Below are 16,415 nucleotides of genomic sequence, written 5' to 3'. Positions count from 1 at the left end.
ACGCGCCTGATTAAGGCCCTGACCCTAATCAAGCACTTTTATAAGTTTTTCAGCCGTGGCCGGGTTGAGCGCCATGGGAATGTCATAGACGCTGCCAAGACGTGTCAAAGCCTTCACATCCACATCATGCGGCAATGGCGAAAGCGGATCGATAAAGAAGATTAAAGCCTGCACAGTGCCTTCGGCGATCATGGCACCGATTTGCTGGTCGCCGCCAAGAGGTCCACTTTTAACGCGCAGAATATTGAGTGAAGGACAGGCGTCCTGAATAAGCCCGCCGGTGGTGCCGGTTGCCACGATATCATAATGCGACAGAGCTTTTTCATGGCTGCGTGCGAAAGCAACCATCTCGTCCTTTTTCAGATCATGGGCGATCAATGCGATGCGCAGGCGTCCTGTCATGAATATGATAACCTTGTCATTGGCGTGTTAAATCGTTTTAAGCCTATAGCGGAGCTATAAGCCAGTGAAAAGCCTGTTTTCTGATGCTAGTATGGCGGACCCGAAATTCGTATCACTTTATTGCAATCAACTGAGCGAATTTCGGGACCAAAGCCATACTAGTAAATTATTGAATCTAGTGTGGTTTACGGATTTGAAGTTCCTAAACATGAATGCAAGACAAATGATAGGAACTTCAAATCCACCACACTAGCTTTAATTAGCATTATAGATTACATCCGCAATTGAATCCGGCGACGGACCATTAAGCACAGCGGCACAGGCTTTTGGCAGGTCTGAAACCATGATCTGCTTTGGTTTTTTCGGCAGTTCTTTGGATGGCTTTGCAGGCTTCCATGGTTCATCGGTAAACCACCATGCCAGTGACTTGTCGCAACCATCGCCACCTGTGACTTTTGGCTGTGGCTTGCAGTCGGGCGATCCGGGCTGGCAATGCAGCCTGATGTGAAAATGATAGAAATGACCCCAATAGGGGCGCACTTTGCTCAACCATTGGCGGTCGCCGGTTGCAGTGTCGCAAAGCTGTTTCTTGATGCCGGGATGTACGAATATGCGTTCGACTTCCGGGTAGCTGGCAGCGTGTTTGATAAGCGCTGTACGTGCCGGGGTCCATTTCTTTGGATCAACATAAAGCGAATCCTTTTTCAGCATGGAAATGGCGGATACGTTTTCACGCTCTGCATCGGTGAAGCGTTCTTTTGGCATTGGCGTCAGCCAGATATCGGCATCAAGCCCCACTTGATGGGAGGCGTGCCCGGTCAGCATCGGGCCACCGCGTGGCTGCGAAATATCGCCAACCAGCAGCCCCGGCCAGCCGTCTTTTGCGGCATCGCGGGAGAGTTTTTCAAGAAGGCCGATTGTGCGCGGATGCCCCCAGTTGCGATTGCGTGAAAGGCGCATGACCTGCCAGTTCGGACCATCCACAGGCAAGGCAACGCCACCGGACAAGCAACCCTTGGCATAAAAGCCGATGGATTGCGGCTCTTTCGTCAGAACGGGCAGTTTCTTGCTGCCGAAAGCCTGTTTTGCAGGGGCATCCTGCGCAAATGCCTGTGAAGTAAGTTCTGCTGAAACAAATTCTGGCACAATCATTACCGAAAGACAGGTTGCGAGGACAAAACGCGACCAGAATCGGGAGGAAAATCTCTTAGCCATGGGCAATTTCCAAATAAATTTGCTCGAATCATGCAAAGCAACAGCCCGGATTTGGCTTTCCGGGGCTGTTGTCAGCGCCAATTATTGTCTCTCCACATGGCCGAAAAAGCAATTTTATAATCGGGGTAGATAAATTCATAACCCAAGGCCTTGATGCGCTGGTTGGAAACACGTTTATTCTCGCCATAAAAGGAGCGGGCCATTGGTGTCATCTCGGCATCTTCAAATGGAATTTCAGGCGGTGGAATAACGCCCATCAGCTCGGCCGCATAGGTGACGACATCCTGTGGCGGCGCTGGTTCATTATCGGTAATATTGAATGCGCCGCCCGTATTGGTGCCGGCGAGAAAGCGTAATGATCCGGCAATGTCTTCAACATGAATGCGATTGAAGACCTGATCCTGCTTGATAATGCGTCGCGCCGTCCCACGCTCAAGATTGATGAAAGCATTTCTTCCGGGACCATAAATGCCCGACAGACGAAGAAGCGCAACCGGCGTGCCGTAACGCTCGCTCAGCGCCTGCCATGCATTTTCTGCTTCAACGCGCTCTGTTGAACGTCGTGAAGCGGGCTGGCGCAATGCTGTTTCGTCAATCCAGTTGCCATCGAAATTGCCATAGACACCAACGGTTGAAAGATAGCCGATCCAGCGAATAGTATTGCCCGGACGCCGCAATGCTTCTTCAACGATTGCCAGACAAGGATCACCATTGTCACGCGGCGAAACCGAGATGACGACATGGGTTGATTTTGCGAGGCGGTCGATCAGTTCCGCTGAAGCAGTTTCGCCGTCAAAAGTGATTGGCGCAATGCCGGATTGTTCAAGAAGCGGGAAATTCTGCTCATTGCGCGTGGTGCCATCAATGCGTTCTGCCTCTCCACGCATCAGGCGGGAAAAAGCTCTCGCTGAATAACCGGCCCCAAACAGAAAAATACGCATTCCAGCTATTCTCCAATATCTATGATCCATTCTGCACGCACCGTAGCATCCTCTTCGCGTGAGGCCAGACGTTTGTGTGATGTTTTGAAATAGTCTGTACTTGCAAGCTGTTTCAAAGCCCAGACAGCAGCACCACGCACGACAGGCGCCGGATCTTCAAGCAGGCTTTCCACTAGCGGCACCAGCGTTTGATCCTCTGAATTTCCTGCCGCAATCAGCACATTGCGCAGGAAACGGTCGCGCCCGATACGCTTGACGGGAGAACCGGAAAACAGCGTGCGAAATGTGGCATCGTCAAGGGCAAGAAAATCCGCAAGCCTGGGCGCCTTGAGATCGTCACGGGCCTTGAGCTTCATCTCGCTGGTCGCTTGCGCAAACTTGTTCCAGGGGCAGACAGAAAGGCAATCGTCGCAACCATAGATGCGGTTGCCCATGGCTTTGCGAAATTCGAGCGGGATCGGACCTTTATTCTCAATGGTCAGATAGGAGATGCAGCGCCGCGCATCGATCCGGTAAGGCGAGGGGAAGGCCTTTGTCGGGCAGGCATCAAGACATGCCCTGCACGATCCGCAATGATCGCGATCAGCTTCATCGGGTGGAATGTCAGCCGTGGTAAAGATCGAACCAAGAAACAGCCATGAGCCAAGTTCACGACTGACCAGATTGGTATGTTTTCCCTGCCAGCCAAGACCTGCCGCCTGTGCCAGCGGCTTTTCCATCACGGGCGCTGTATCGACAAAGACTTTTACATCTTGTCCCGCACGCGCTGCAAAGCGGCTTGCAATATGTTTGAGCTTGCCCTTGATGATGTCGTGGTAGTCGCGATTTTGCGCATAGACCGAGATTGCGGCGCGGTCCTTGTGTTCAAGAATTTCAAGGGGATTGTTGTCCGGTCCATAATTCATGGCAAGCACCATGATTGACCGGACTTCTGGCCATAATACACTCGGATTAGCGCGGCGTTCTTCGGTTTCCTCCATCCAGAGCATATCGGCGTGATGGCCGTCAGCAATATATTGCCGCAACCGAAGGGGGGCTTGCGGAATACAATCAGGACCCGTGAAAGCCACGGCATCGAAACCGATTGCTTTGGCTTCTTCGATCAGAAAGCGTTTGAGCTTGAGCGCCTTTTCGAGAGCCTGTTTTTTATCAGAAGTCGAGGTCGCCATAATGGGCCACTGGTGCTAGTCCGCGCACGCGATCAGACAATAAAGGGCGGAAGGACGGACGCGATTTCATGCGAGCATACCAGTCGCGCGCGGCTTTTGTCTCGCCCCATTCGATTTCGCCCAGATAATCGAGCACGGAGAGCGATGCTGCTGCGGCCATATCCGCATAGCTTGGCAGACCGCCTGCGAGCCAGTCGCGGGTGGCGGCAAGCCAGTCGATATAGCGCATATGCTGACGGATATTGGTGCGGGCTGCACGAATGGCGGTTGAATCGGGTGCGCTGCCACCTGTTTCGGCTGACATTTGCAGCTTGAACACGCGTTCACGCGCAATATGGCGTGTGACTTCATTTTCAAGCTTGAGCAGAAACCAGTCAACCAGTCGGCGCACTTCTGCGCGTTCCATCGGGCTTTCGGGCAAAAGGCGGCGATTGCGCTTGAGTGCCCCACGTGTTTCGTCGAGATATTCTGCAATAACTGTCGCACCGACAACGGGCAGATCGCGTTCAGCGAGCAGGACGGGGAGTGTTGCTGCGGGGTTGAGTGCAAGAAATTCCTTGCGGCGCGACCATGGACGCTCCTCGATCATTTCGGCCTCAACATCATATTCGCCGAGAATAAGCCGCACATAGCGCGAACCTGAAGACATGGGATGATGAAAAAGCGTAAGCATGATCGACGCGGTACTCTCGACTGACAAGCTTGACAGCATCGGCCCAAAAATCGGGATTCGATTTTTGGAAAGCACGATGCTTCGTTTTAAGGGCCAGAGCGTCCTTTGTGCGTCTTTTCGGGACGCACGGCGCTCTGATTAACTTCCGGTGAGAAATCTCGGCTGGCATTTGCACCCTTGGCAGGTTATCGCTGCTTTCAGGTTATTCGAGCCGCCTCAACGGAATGTTTAGGTTATAGGTGCTATGCTTGGCTGAGACAAGCAATCGCCGGGAGTGCTGTTTGTAGCATTTTCATGATTAACAGCTCGTCAAGATGCGCCATTTTTATTCTGCCACCTTCTAAGGTACTGACTTCATGGAAATTTATAATCTTCTGGAAGCCGCTTTTCTCGGACTGATCGAAGGTTTGACGGAATTCATTCCCGTTTCTTCTACAGGGCATTTGTTGCTGATCGGCCATTTTCTCGGCTTTGAATCGACTGGAAAGACCTTTGAGGTTCTCATTCAGCTCGGTGCAATCCTTGCGATCCTGACAGTCTATTCGGCAAAACTGCTTAAAATTCTGACCGACTTCCCGCGCGATGCCCGAACCCGTCGTTTTGTTTTTGGTATTTTGCTGGCATTTTTGCCTGCCGCCATCATTGGTGCAATGATGCATGGTTTTATCAAAAGCGTGTTGTTTGAAACGCCGATGCTGGTTTGTATCATGCTTATCCTTGGCGGGTTTATTCTGCTCTGGATTGATCAGATGGACCTCAAGCCGCGCTATCGTGACGTGATGGATTATCCGATGCCGATTTGTCTCGCCATTGGTTTTTTCCAGTGCCTTGCTATGGTTCCCGGCGTGTCGCGTTCGGGCTCCACGATTGTTGGTGCCCTCCTGCTTGGCGCAGACAAGCGCTCGGCGGCAGAGTTTTCGTTCTTCCTCGCCATGCCAACCATGGCCGGCGCTTTTACTTATGATCTTTATAAAAGCCATAGCATGCTTTCGATGAATGACACGGCTCAGATCATTATCGGTTTTATCATGGCTTTTATCTCTGGCGTATTTGTCGTCAAGCATTTGCTTGATTATGTCTCGCGCCATGGTTTCAGGCTGTTTGCATGGTGGCGCCTGATCGTTGGCTCGCTTGGAATGGCTGCGCTTTTGGTCTGGGGGTGAGGAGCGGTCCGCATCGCGGACAAAAAGCCAATGATTTGGCTTTTTGAGCGACGAACGCCCGGAGCCATAGCGCAGGGCTGGAGCGGTCGCGCAAAAGAAAAGGGGCCATTTGGCCCCTTTATTCATCCATATTCTACTCTTACGCCAATCCGGTCTTGGTATATTGACCGGCAACGCGGTAGCGCCAGAGATAGGCTGGCAGGATTGCATCCACGGCTTCCGGCGTAATACCGATGCCCTGCAATGTGCGGCCTTCCTTGATTGCCTGTTGCGACACGACATTATCTGATTTGAGCAATGTCACCTGATCATTGGTAAGCAGCGGATTGGGCAGCAGACCCAGCACAGACGCCTGAATGCGGGCAACCCACCAGGGTATCGAGATGATGATGCGCTTTCTGGCAATAACGCCAAGCATATCTTGCATCCAGTTCTTGAATGGCTGGACATCCGGTCCACCCAGTTCATATACGGTGCCGGCTTTCAGCTTGCCATCGACGGCCTGTGCAACAGCTTCTGCGACATCGCCGACATAAACCGGCTGAAGCTTGGTTTCACCACCGCCGATAACCGGCAGAAAGGGTGAAAAACGGGCCAGATTGGCAAAGCGGTTGAAAAAGCGGTCTTCATGGCCGAAAATGATCGACGGGCGCAGGATAACAGTATCGGGCAGCACGCCAAGAACAGCCTTTTCGCCTTCTGCCTTGGTTCGGGCATAGCTGGATGCTGAATTTGCATCGGCTGCAAGCGAAGAAAGATGTGTGAGCTTGAGACCCGCCGCTTTGGTTGCTTCGGCAATGTTTTTTGCGCCCATAACCTGCACGGCAGTAAAACGCTGCTTGCCGCTTTCCGACAGAATGCCAACAAGATTGATCACATGGTCGGCACCCATGATCGCGCGTTCAACCGAACCGCGATGACGCACATTGGCCTGAACCATCTGGATCTGGCCGACATTGCCAAGTGGTCCCATATAATAGGCGACTTCCGGTTTGCGCACAGCGACACGCACACGATAACCGCGCTTGGTGAGGCTTGCTACGACCGCGCGTCCAACAAAGCCAGAGCCGCCGAAAACGGTGACCAGTTTTGGTCTGTTGTGAACTTCGTTTGGTTCGGTCTTCATCCTGAACTCCTGCATGAAAGCCTGATTATGTTGCCATTATTACGGTTGGCATGATGATTGCGGCATGTTTTATGGCGCTGATTTATCGCCTTTTGGCAACAACGCAAAGGGGACTTGTTGTCACGACTGCGACAAAGGTCGCTTTTCCAGTATTAAACATGCAATACCGCTTTGAGATTTTGCGGCTTGCTGGTAAATCGCGCATATGAGCACACCACTTGACCATATTCGTAATTTTTCGATCGTCGCCCATATCGACCACGGCAAATCGACGCTGGCCGACCGCCTCATTCAATTGACGGGCGGGCTGGACACGCGCGAGATGAAGGACCAGGTCCTCGACTCGATGGATATCGAGCGTGAGCGCGGCATTACCATCAAAGCCCAGACCGTCCGCCTTAACTATAAGGCGAAGAACGGTGAGAACTATGTGCTGAACCTCATCGACACGCCCGGACATGTCGACTTCGCCTATGAAGTCTCGCGTTCACTGGCTGCGTGCGAAGGTTCGCTGCTGGTTGTCGATGCTTCTCAGGGCGTGGAAGCCCAGACGCTGGCCAATGTCTATCAGGCCATCGACAACAATCACGAGATCGTGGTGGTGCTGAACAAGATCGACCTTCCCGCTGCCGAGCCTGAGCGCGTTAAAAGCCAGATTGAAGAAGTGATAGGCATTGATGCTTCGGATGCCGTCGAGATTTCGGCCAAGACAGGTCTTGGCATTGCCGATGTTCTGGAAGCAATTGTTGAAAAACTGCCGGCACCGACAGAAGGTGATCGCAATGCACCGCTCAAGGCCATGCTGGTCGATAGCTGGTATGACAGTTATCTGGGCGTTATCGTTCTCGTTCGTGTCATCGATGGTGTTCTTAAAAAGGGACAGACTATCCGCATGATGGGGACGGGCGCGAAATATCCGGTCGAACGCACCGGTGTGTTCACGCCAAAAATGGTTCCCATGGACGAGCTTGGGCCGGGTGAGCTGGGTTTTATCACTGCCTCCATCAAGGAAGTGGCTGATACGCGCGTTGGTGATACGATCACCGAAGATCGCCGACCGACTGAAAAAGCTCTGTCAGGCTTCAAACCGGCACAGCCGGTAGTATTCTGCGGGCTTTTCCCGGTCGATGCGGCTGACTTTGAAGATTTGCGCTCCGCCATGGGCAAGCTGCGTCTTAATGATGCGTCATTTTCCTTTGAAATGGAAACCTCTGCAGCGCTTGGTTTCGGTTTCCGTTGTGGCTTCCTCGGGCTTTTGCATCTTGAAATTATTCAGGAGCGTCTTGAGCGTGAATTTGATCTCGATCTCATCACGACCGCGCCTTCTGTTGTCTATCGCCTGAACATGCAGGACGGCTCGCAGAAGGAGCTGCACAATCCGGCTGATATGCCGGATGTGGTTAAGATTGATGCGATTGAAGAGCCGTGGATTCGTGCAACCATCATGACACCGGATGATTATCTCGGTGCGATCATGAAGCTTTGTCAGGAACGCCGTGGCCTCCAGATCGATCTGACCTATGTTGGTCCGCGGGCGATGATCACCTATGATCTGCCGCTCAATGAAGTCGTGTTCGACTTCTATGACCGCCTGAAGTCGATCTCGAAGGGCTATGCCTCGTTCGATTATAATCTTTCCGATTACCGGGAAGGCGATCTGGTCAAGATGTCGATTCTGGTCAATGAAGAGTCGGTTGATGCGCTTTCGATGCTGGTGCACCGTTCGGCTGCTGAAAAGCGGGGCCGTGTGCTCTGCGAGAAGCTCAAAGAGCTGATCCCGCAGCATATGTTCAAGATTCCTATTCAGGCAGCGATCGGCGGGCGTATTGTTGCGCGTGAGACGATCTCGGCACTGCGCAAGGATGTGACGGCCAAGTGTTACGGTGGTGATATCTCGCGTAAGCGCAAACTTCTGGACAAGCAGAAGGAAGGCAAAAAGCGCATGCGTCAGTTCGGCAGGGTGGAAATCCCGCAAGAGGCCTTCATTCAGGCGCTCAAAATGGGTGATGAGTAAGAAACATAAAGAGGTGCTTTGGCACCTCTTTTTCGTTTGCCCCGGCACAGTGCCGTTCTGGACGCATGAAGGCTTGTTTCGCTCGAAGGCAAACAATGCACTTGTTCACTTAGGGTCAGGACCCAATAAATTGCTTATAATGATTGTTGTTCTTGTCAAAAGCCATGGAAAAGTCTATTCCCTGTCATTGTAACGGTATTACATTACAATGGTGAGCAGGAGAGAACAGATATGGTGAAATTGCTGGCTTCAATTAGCCTGTGTGCAATATTGGCTTTCACAGGGCAGGCACTGGCGCAGACAAAGGAAAAATCTGCATCGGGTGACGCGCATTCACATTCACACGCGCATGACCATGCCAATAAAGACAACAAGAGCGTCTATAATGGCTATTTCGAAGATGATCAGGTCAAAGAGCGTGGGCTTTCCGATTGGCAGGGCGACTGGCAGTCGGTTTATCCCTATCTGAAGGATGGGACTCTCGATGCTGTTTTTGCGCATAAGGCGGAGCATGGCGATAAGAGCGCAAAGGAATATAGCGATTATTACGAGATTGGTTATCGCACGGATGTCGATCGTATCCTTATCAAGGGTGACGAAGTTTCCTTTTATAAAGGTGACAAGGCTTCCACTGGCAAATACGCCAGCGACGGCTATGAAATTCTGACCTATGCCAAGGGAAACCGCGGTGTTCGCTTTATCTTCAAGAAGGTGGAGGGCGACAGCTCTGCTCCTGAATATATGCAGTTCAGCGATCATGGTATAGCACCACAAAAGGCGGATCATTATCATCTTTACTGGGGAAATGATCGTGCGGCCTTGCTCAAGGAAGTCACCAATTGGCCGACTTATTATCCGTCATCATTGAGTGGCAAAGATATTGCCCATGAAATGATGCACCATTGATCATCTGATCTGCAAAAGGGCGAATAGTTCACAGGGCCGGGGTGCAAAAGCACTCTGGTCTTTTATCGACCGAACTTTTGCTTAAAAGGTTTTCTCGCCCTTTAGCGTGGACAGGAGAGAATAACATTGAGGAACATATAGGAACGTTTTGTTTATATATGTCTATTTAAGTAGCTGGTTTTACTTAAGAAAAATGGCGCACCCGAAAGGATTCGAACCTCTGACCCCCAGATTCGTAGTCTGGTGCTCTATCCAGCTGAGCTACGGGTGCTTGCCTGTGTGCCGCGTTTGCTGCGGCGATGGGCGGTTGATAATCGGACCCATTGCTAAATGCAAGCGCCTTCTTGGAAAAAAATGCGCTTATATGAAGTTTTCTTATCAAGTCCTGATTTTACGGGCTTTTTGAGCGGCTCTGGAGCCGTGGAAATCTCTCATCAGACGTCTATAATATGCAAGTCTTTCAATATTTTCCCTCTATTGCGAGGGAATCATCGTGAAATTCACGAGCTGATATTGTTTCTTTGCTGGTTATTATGTCTTTCATGCATATGAGGAAGGTCAGGCAGGCGAATTTCAAAATGTGCGCCGATCGGGCGGTCTTCACGCAATTCGATTGAACCGCCATGCGCGTGAACAAGTTCCTGCGCAATTGCAAGGCCAAGGCCGATCCCGTCGCTGCGTGTTGACCCCTTGAAAGCCGTAAACAGATGGTCGCGTGCTTTTTGCGGCAGGCCGGGGCCAGTATCTTCAACGCCGATGATCGCTGTTGTTCCAATGCGCCCGGCTGAGAGGGTCAGCCGTTTGACGGTGGCAACATCACTGGTATGGTCACGTTCCATTGCCTGAACAGAGTTGCGGCAGAGATTGTAGAGAACACGGAAAAGCTGTTCAGAATCGACATCAAGTTCGAAGTCTTCTGCAATCAGGTTTTCAAATTCGATTCTCTGATGCTGGCTGAGATTGAGCGTTTCCTGAACATCGAGCGCAATTGAATAAAGAAGTACGCGGCGTGGGGTCGGGGGCAGCTCCTGCGAGCGGCCATAGGCCATGACGCTTTCCGAATAATTGATTGCCCGGCTGAGTGTATGAATGAGCTTTGGAGCAAAGCGTTGTACCGCGGGATCCTGTGTGTCTGTAAGCCTGTCGGATAACAGTTGCGCCGAAGCCAGAATATTGCGCATGTCGTGGTTGATCTTGGAAACGGCCAGCCCCAGATCGGCAAGGTGTTTCTGTTCTTTGAGGGTGCGTTGCAGGTCGCTTTGAATATGCGCGATCTGCCGTTGTGCAATGCCAAACTCGTCCTTGCGGTTTTCTGGCACCAGAATGCGTGCGGGATTGTCAGGGGCAGATGCAAAATCAATCATATTGCGATGCATCAGGCGGACAGGCCGAAGCAGCATTTCATGAATGATCAGATAGATAAGGCTGGCTGCAATCACAGAAATGAGCAATGAAATCAGTGCCACATTGGTCGCATAGCTCAGCATGGCATGACGCAGCGGTGCATCAGAGGTGACAATTTCAACAATTTGCCCTGATGGATCATTGGGTGGAACAGAACCGTAAATGCGTAAAGTCCGGTCTCCGCCATTAAACAGAGTGCCGAAAGCATCCCATATGGCTGCCGCTTCACTGATATTGTCAAGATCAATCACCTGATCAATTGCGGCAGGCATTTCGCTCATGGCGAGCAGGTTGGATGCGTCAGCTTCGCGTAAGGCAATTGCCTTGGTGCCGGTTGCAAGCAGGACCTTGTCCTGTACTTCGCGTGGAATGTCGATATTGCCGCTGGCAATAAGCACCTCCGCCACTGCATCAACCGCATCAAGGCGTGCATTTAACCAGCGCACACGCATGCTTGCGATGGATGGCACAAAGATCAATACTTCGGCAATCAGAACCGCAAGAGCGGTGAGAATAAGCAACTTGCTTGAAAGGCGATTACGCCAGTGCAGACGGGTGAACTGGGTAGAAGATGTTTTGCTACCGCGTGGCTGTGACATAGCGGGCGAATTGGTAATCGCATTCGTGGCAATATCGCCTCTATCTATGGTCTTTTCAACAGCAGCCATACATCAAATCCAGATAGCCAGACTGCGCGGCTGCCATGCAGCCTTGCCCGGTCCAATAAACTTCTAGCACTGCAATAAATATAAATGCCATTACCTATATATGGTGATGCAGCATAATTCCAACCTGCTTTATGATTTTTGATGAACAGGTTAAAAGCTCTGCTCTGCAGCATTACCGAAATTTAACTCGACGCATGGAATCGCCGCGTGCAAAATTGTCCATGGGGAAATCCATAGTGTCGCATGGGTCGCATAAACATCAAATCTGTCTGTGCGATCATCATTTTGATACTTTTTGCCAGCATTTTAGTGCCGGTATAAATGTCATTTTTAAATCAGATGCCTTTCGAAGCTTTCGATAGCGCTCTGCCGGAGAGTTGAATGAAGTCCTGGAAGCAGATTTTTCTATGCCTGCTTATTGTTGCTGCGGCTGCTGGCGGCTGGTATTTTTATTCCAGTAAGGATTCTTCAACGCAAATCGCTTCAGGGCAGGCTTCAACACAACAGGGCAATGGTGCTGCGACCCGTGGTTCTGGTGGGCGTCCTGCGCCTCTTGTCGTGGTTGAGCCAGCCGGTCAGGAGACGATCAATAATCGCCTGACGGCCATTGGTTCAGCCCGGGCATTGAGTACGGTTTCTGTGACACCCTATTCGAGCGGCTATATGAATGAGTTGCTCGTCAAGGCAGGCGACACGGTAAAAGCCGGTGATCCTATCGCTTTGCTGGATAATGAAATGGAGACCATAGCGCTTAACAAGGCACAGATTGCGCTCAAAGATGCAAAGACCACGCGGGATCGTATTGCGCGGCTGCGTGCCACCAATACTGCTACGGTTGTGCAGGAGGTAGAAGCCGATCTTGCGCTCTCCATTGCCCAGCTCGCTCTCGATGATGCGCAGCTTGCCTTGAGCCGCCGTACGGTGCGTGCGCCGATTTCCGGTGTGGTTGGTATTCTTCCCGTCAATGCCGGGAATTATGTTACGGCACAGACGTCGATTGCACGTATTGATGATCGTTCAAAAGTGCTGATCGATATATGGGTGCCGGAACGTTTTGCACCGCAGATCAAGGTTGGCCAGCCTTTGAGCGCAGAATCAACCGCTTTTCCCGGCGTGAGCTATAAGGGCGTGATTAATGCGGTCGATAATATGCTTGATGAGGACAGTCGCACCTTACATATACGCGCTGAGATCAATAATGATGAGGACCGTCTTCGGGCTGGCATGTCGTTTTCAGTGACAATCTTGTTTCCCGGTGACAGCTATCCGTCAGTCGATCCCCTCGCGATCCAGTGGGGGGCTGATGGGTCCTATGTCTGGCGGATTGAAGAAGGCAAGGCTAAAAAAGTTGCCGCCCGCATCGTGCAGCGCAATTCCACCAATATCCTGATCGATGGTCCTGTGAAACAAGGGGATATGATCGTTACGCAGGGTGTGCAGTCGGTGCGTGATAACGCACCCGTGCGTTTGCAGGATGAGCAGGGAACAGCTCTGGCCGATCCTGCGAAAACCCGAAACGCAGGGTGAGGACAAGGCGTGAGCAATCCTAATTCGTCTTCGGGAAACACTGGTGGATCGACAGCATTATTCATTCGTCGTCCTGTCTTTGCCTTTGTTATCAATGTTCTGATTATTGTTGCGGGTCTTGCAGCCTTTACCGGTGTCGATATTCGCGAATTGCCGGATGTTGATCGTCCGGTTGTCACCATCAGCACGGATTTCAAGGGCGCTTCGGCGGAAACCATTGACCGGCAATTGACGCAGGTGCTGGAAAATGCCGTTGCACGTGTATCAGGCGTCAAGTCGATATCATCCTCTTCATCCTTTGAGCGCAGCCGCGTCACGGTAGAGTTCAATGACGGTGTTGATCTCAATGTTGCTGCGGCCGATATGCGCGATGCGATTTCGCGTGTGGCCAACAACGTGCCTGAAGAAGCTGATCCCTCACGCATTATCAAGGCAGATTCCAACGCCGATCCGGTGATGCGTCTTGCTGTGACCTCTGACACCATGTCGGTTGATGACATGACGGTTCTGGTTGAAGACCAGATTGAAGATGTATTGTCGGCAGTGCCCGGCGTTGCCGATGTTCAGATCAATGGTGATCGTGACAAGATTTTCCGCATCGATATCAATCAGGCGCGGCTTGCAAGCTATGGTCTGACGATTGCCGATATTTCAAGTGCACTTTCCTCAATGGGGCTTGATGCCCCTGCCGGGTCGCTGCGCAGTTCCGATCAGTCGATCGTGGTTCGTGCGACTGCTAATCTGGAGAGGCCGGAGGATTTTGAAAATGTCTATATCAAGGGGCATACGCAGCTTCGCGATGTGGCAACGGTAACGCTTGGGCCTGATATTGAAAGCTCTGCCGTGCGCTCCAACGGCAAGACAGCAATCGGCCTTGGCATTGTGCGTCAGGCGCAATCCAATACGCTCGATATTTCCGAAGGCATTCGCGCAGCTGTTGCCAATCTGAAAAATACATTGCCGCCCGGCGTCAGCGTGACTGTCACAAGTGATGATGCAAATTTCATCAATGGCGCTATTCATGAAGTTGAAATAGCACTGATTGCCTCGGTGATTATTGTGGTGGTGATCATTTTCATATTCCTTTGGGATATCCGCGCCACGCTTATTCCGACACTGGCAATACCTGTAGCGCTGGTCGGTACTGTTGCTGCAATTTACCTCACCGGATTTTCCATCAATATTCTCACTCTTCTGGCGCTGGTGCTGGCCACGGGGCTTGTGGTGGATGATGCAATTGTGGTGCTTGAAAACATTGTGCGCCGGCGCAATCAGGGCATGGGGCCACGTGCAGCAGCCGTGCTTGGTACGCAGGAAGTGTTTTTTGCCGTTGTTGCAACAACATTGACACTTGTCGCCGTTTTTGTGCCGATTTCTTTCTTGCCGGGGCAGGCGGGTGGCCTGTTTCGTGAATTTGGTTTTGTGCTGGCTATTGCCATTCTGTTGTCATCCATTGTGGCATTGACGCTTTGTCCGATGCTGGCCTCGCGCTTTTTAAAAGAAGGCAGCGAAACAGGTGAGGGCGGGCATGGTCCGAAATTTCTGCGCCGCATTGGTGCGGCTCTGGCGCGTTTTTATCGCAAAAGCCTTCATGCCTGTCTTGCGGCCCCCTTTATTGTGGTGATGGTCGCGATTTTGTTTGCCGGCGCTTCCTATATTGGTTTTGGCACCCTCAGACAGGAACTGACGCCCACAGAAGATCGTGCGGTAGCTCTGCTGCGCATCAATGGTCCGCAGGGCATCAGTGTCGAGTTTTTGCAGTCACAGCTTGACAAGATTGAAGCGGCTATCCAGCCCTTGCGTGACAGCGGCGAAATTCAGACAACCTATGCCATTGCCGGTTCTGGCGGTTCATCCAATAATGGTTTCATGGTTCTCACCCTGGCGCCATGGAAAGAGCGTGGTCGCACGCAACAGCAAATCATGGCCGATATCAATGAGCGTGTGCGCGGCATTACGGCTGTACGTATTTTCACCATGCAGCCCAACAGCCTTGGCATTCGCGGCGCAGGCAATGGTTTGCAATTCGCGGTTCTTGGCAGCGATTATGCCAAATTGCGCCCGGCCACCGATGCAATCGTTGCGGCACTGGAAAAAGATCCGCGTTTCGTGCAGCCGCGCCTGTCGGTTGAGCCAACCCAGCCGCAGCTTTCCGTTGAAATCAACCGCGAACGCGCCTCTGATCTTGGCATTGATATTACCGGACTTGCCAATGCCGTGCAGTCGGTTCTCGATGGCCGCAAGATTGGCTCGGTCTATGTCGGAGACAGAAGCTTCGACGTGAAGCTGGTTTCCACCACCAACCCGATCAATGACCCGACTGATCTCGAAAACGTTTTTCTCAAGACAAGCGATGGGCGTTATGTGCCGATGTCGTCGATTGCGAGCGTTGTTGAAAAAGCCGTTCCGCCGCAATTGAACCGTGAAGAGCGCTTGCGCTCGGTTGCAATCACTACCGATTTACGCAGCGATTTTGCATTGGGTGACGCCTATGCAGCGGCCCTTGAAATAGCGGCACCTTTGCTGCCGCCCGGCGCCCATATTATACCACTGGCGGAAGCCTCGACCTTGAGCGAAACCTCAACCGGTATTGCGCTGGTATTCGGTTTTGCAATCATCATCATCATGCTGGTGCTTGCCGCGCAGTTTGAAAGTTTTGTCAGTGCGCTCATCGTTATGGCAACCGTACCGCTGGGCCTTGGCTGTGCGGTCTTTGCGATGATTTTGACCGGTACGAGCCTCAACGTCTATAGCCAGATCGGGCTTGTGCTTCTTGTGGGCATCATGGCCAAGAACGGTATTCTGATTGTCGAATTTGCCGATCAGTTGCGTGACAAGGGCATGAATGTGCGTGATGCAATTGAAGAAGCGGCCAATATTCGCCTGCGTCCGGTCTGCATGACCATGATCTGTTCGGTGCTGGGCGGGGTGCCGCTGGTTCTGGCAAGTGGTGCGGGTGCCGAAGCACGTGTTTCGCTTGGCTGGGTGATTGTGGGTGGTCTTGGCCTTGCAACCATTGCAACCTTGTTTGTAACACCGGTTGCCTATCTGCTGCTTGGACGCTTCACCAAACCAAAGATTGAAGAAGAAGCGCGGCTTGAACGCGAAATGATCAGAGCTGTGGCCCTTGAAGAAAAGCTGAAATAAAAAGTCTCTGTCTTGAAGCCGGGATTTTTATGCGCAGGCATGGCTGCTCTGATCGTAATT

At 51.9% G+C, this 16,415-nt stretch carries 12 protein-coding genes and 1 tRNA gene; 5 read left to right on the top strand and 8 right to left on the bottom strand.

Annotated features, from left to right (window positions below; genetic code table 11):
- Positions 1–24: 24 nt before the first annotated feature.
- From FHY56_RS06500 to FHY56_RS06480, 5 genes are all read right to left on the bottom strand, one after another.
- On the bottom strand, positions 25–402 hold the full coding sequence (locus FHY56_RS06500; RefSeq protein ID WP_140904347.1) for a methylglyoxal synthase: 378 nt from the start codon (positions 400–402) through the stop codon (positions 25–27).
- A gap of 255 nt (positions 403–657) precedes the next feature.
- Complete coding sequence (gene mepA / locus FHY56_RS06495) at positions 658–1,617, bottom strand: penicillin-insensitive murein endopeptidase (protein WP_140904346.1); 960 nt, start codon at positions 1,615–1,617, stop codon at positions 658–660.
- A 71-nt stretch (positions 1,618–1,688) separates the two neighbouring features.
- Positions 1,689–2,558, bottom strand: a complete 870-nt coding sequence (locus tag FHY56_RS06490) for an SDR family oxidoreductase (RefSeq protein WP_140904345.1) — start codon at positions 2,556–2,558, stop codon at positions 1,689–1,691.
- A gap of 5 nt (positions 2,559–2,563) precedes the next feature.
- On the bottom strand, positions 2,564–3,727 hold the full coding sequence (gene queG / locus FHY56_RS06485) for a tRNA epoxyqueuosine(34) reductase QueG (RefSeq protein ID WP_140904344.1): 1,164 nt from the start codon (positions 3,725–3,727) through the stop codon (positions 2,564–2,566).
- Positions 3,708–4,400 (bottom strand): glutathione S-transferase family protein, encoded by a 693-nt coding sequence (locus FHY56_RS06480; protein ID WP_140904343.1) that lies wholly within the window; start codon positions 4,398–4,400, stop codon positions 3,708–3,710. Before FHY56_RS06480 ends, queG begins: the two co-directional genes overlap by 20 nt.
- Positions 4,401–4,756: 356 nt before the next feature.
- Here FHY56_RS06480 and FHY56_RS06475 point away from each other — a divergent pair, with 356 nt between their 5' ends.
- The gene (locus FHY56_RS06475; protein ID WP_140904342.1) at positions 4,757–5,563 is read left to right on the top strand and encodes an undecaprenyl-diphosphate phosphatase; all 807 of its coding nucleotides are present in this window, start codon (positions 4,757–4,759) and stop codon (positions 5,561–5,563) included.
- Between the two features lie 139 nt (positions 5,564–5,702).
- On the opposite strand, the gene FHY56_RS06470 is transcribed toward FHY56_RS06475, so the two are convergent.
- Positions 5,703–6,689, bottom strand: a complete 987-nt coding sequence (locus FHY56_RS06470) for a complex I NDUFA9 subunit family protein (protein WP_140904341.1) — start codon at positions 6,687–6,689, stop codon at positions 5,703–5,705.
- Between the two features lie 205 nt (positions 6,690–6,894).
- On the opposite strand from FHY56_RS06470, the gene lepA reads away from it, so the two are divergent.
- Positions 6,895–8,703 carry a translation elongation factor 4 gene (lepA, locus tag FHY56_RS06465; RefSeq protein WP_140904340.1) on the top strand — a complete coding sequence of 603 codons (1,809 nt, stop codon included), beginning with the start codon at positions 6,895–6,897 and terminating at the stop codon, positions 8,701–8,703.
- Between the two features lie 231 nt (positions 8,704–8,934).
- Positions 8,935–9,609, top strand: a complete 675-nt coding sequence (locus FHY56_RS06460) for a metal-binding protein ZinT (protein ID WP_140904339.1) — start codon at positions 8,935–8,937, stop codon at positions 9,607–9,609.
- 194 nt (positions 9,610–9,803) lie between these two features.
- Here FHY56_RS06460 and FHY56_RS06455 read toward each other — a convergent pair.
- Positions 9,804–9,880: transfer RNA gene (locus tag FHY56_RS06455), tRNA-Arg, on the bottom strand.
- Between the two features lie 229 nt (positions 9,881–10,109).
- Positions 10,110–11,681, bottom strand: coding sequence for a sensor histidine kinase (locus tag FHY56_RS06450; protein WP_140904338.1), 1,572 nt, complete (start codon positions 11,679–11,681; stop codon positions 10,110–10,112).
- 381 nt (positions 11,682–12,062) lie between these two features.
- Between FHY56_RS06450 and FHY56_RS06445 the strand changes: the two genes are divergently transcribed.
- On the top strand, positions 12,063–13,208 hold the full coding sequence (locus FHY56_RS06445; RefSeq protein WP_140904337.1) for an efflux RND transporter periplasmic adaptor subunit: 1,146 nt from the start codon (positions 12,063–12,065) through the stop codon (positions 13,206–13,208).
- A gap of 9 nt (positions 13,209–13,217) precedes the next feature.
- Positions 13,218–16,355, top strand: coding sequence for an efflux RND transporter permease subunit (locus tag FHY56_RS06440; RefSeq protein WP_140904336.1), 3,138 nt, complete (start codon positions 13,218–13,220; stop codon positions 16,353–16,355).
- Positions 16,356–16,415 lie beyond the last annotated feature (60 nt).

This window comes from Brucella gallinifaecis, assembly GCF_006476605.1.
Classification (GTDB): Bacteria; Pseudomonadota; Alphaproteobacteria; order Rhizobiales; family Rhizobiaceae; genus Brucella; species Brucella gallinifaecis.
The sequence above is the reverse complement of the archived record's forward strand: the minus strand, read 5'-3'. Positions and strand labels throughout refer to the sequence as shown.

Bases quoted from the DNA above. Each gene is read 5' to 3' on its own strand.
- FHY56_RS06490 (WP_140904345.1), bottom strand. From the start codon at position 2,558: ATGCGTATTTTTCTGTTTGGGGCCGGTTATTCAGCGAGAGCTTTTTCC.
- queG (WP_140904344.1), bottom strand. From the start codon at position 3,727: ATGGCGACCTCGACTTCTGATAAAAAACAGGCTCTCGAAAAGGCGCTC.
- FHY56_RS06450 (WP_140904338.1), bottom strand. From the start codon at position 11,681: ATGGCTGCTGTTGAAAAGACCATAGATAGAGGCGATATTGCCACGAAT.
- FHY56_RS06470 (WP_140904341.1), bottom strand. From the start codon at position 6,689: ATGAAGACCGAACCAAACGAAGTTCACAACAGACCAAAACTGGTCACC.
- lepA (WP_140904340.1), top strand. From the start codon at position 6,895: ATGAGCACACCACTTGACCATATTCGTAATTTTTCGATCGTCGCCCAT.
- FHY56_RS06500 (WP_140904347.1), bottom strand. From the start codon at position 402: ATGACAGGACGCCTGCGCATCGCATTGATCGCCCATGATCTGAAAAAG.
- FHY56_RS06475 (WP_140904342.1), top strand. From the start codon at position 4,757: ATGGAAATTTATAATCTTCTGGAAGCCGCTTTTCTCGGACTGATCGAA.
- FHY56_RS06460 (WP_140904339.1), top strand. From the start codon at position 8,935: ATGGTGAAATTGCTGGCTTCAATTAGCCTGTGTGCAATATTGGCTTTC.
- FHY56_RS06445 (WP_140904337.1), top strand. From the start codon at position 12,063: ATGAAGTCCTGGAAGCAGATTTTTCTATGCCTGCTTATTGTTGCTGCG.
- FHY56_RS06480 (WP_140904343.1), bottom strand. From the start codon at position 4,400: ATGCTTACGCTTTTTCATCATCCCATGTCTTCAGGTTCGCGCTATGTG.
- mepA (WP_140904346.1), bottom strand. From the start codon at position 1,617: ATGGCTAAGAGATTTTCCTCCCGATTCTGGTCGCGTTTTGTCCTCGCA.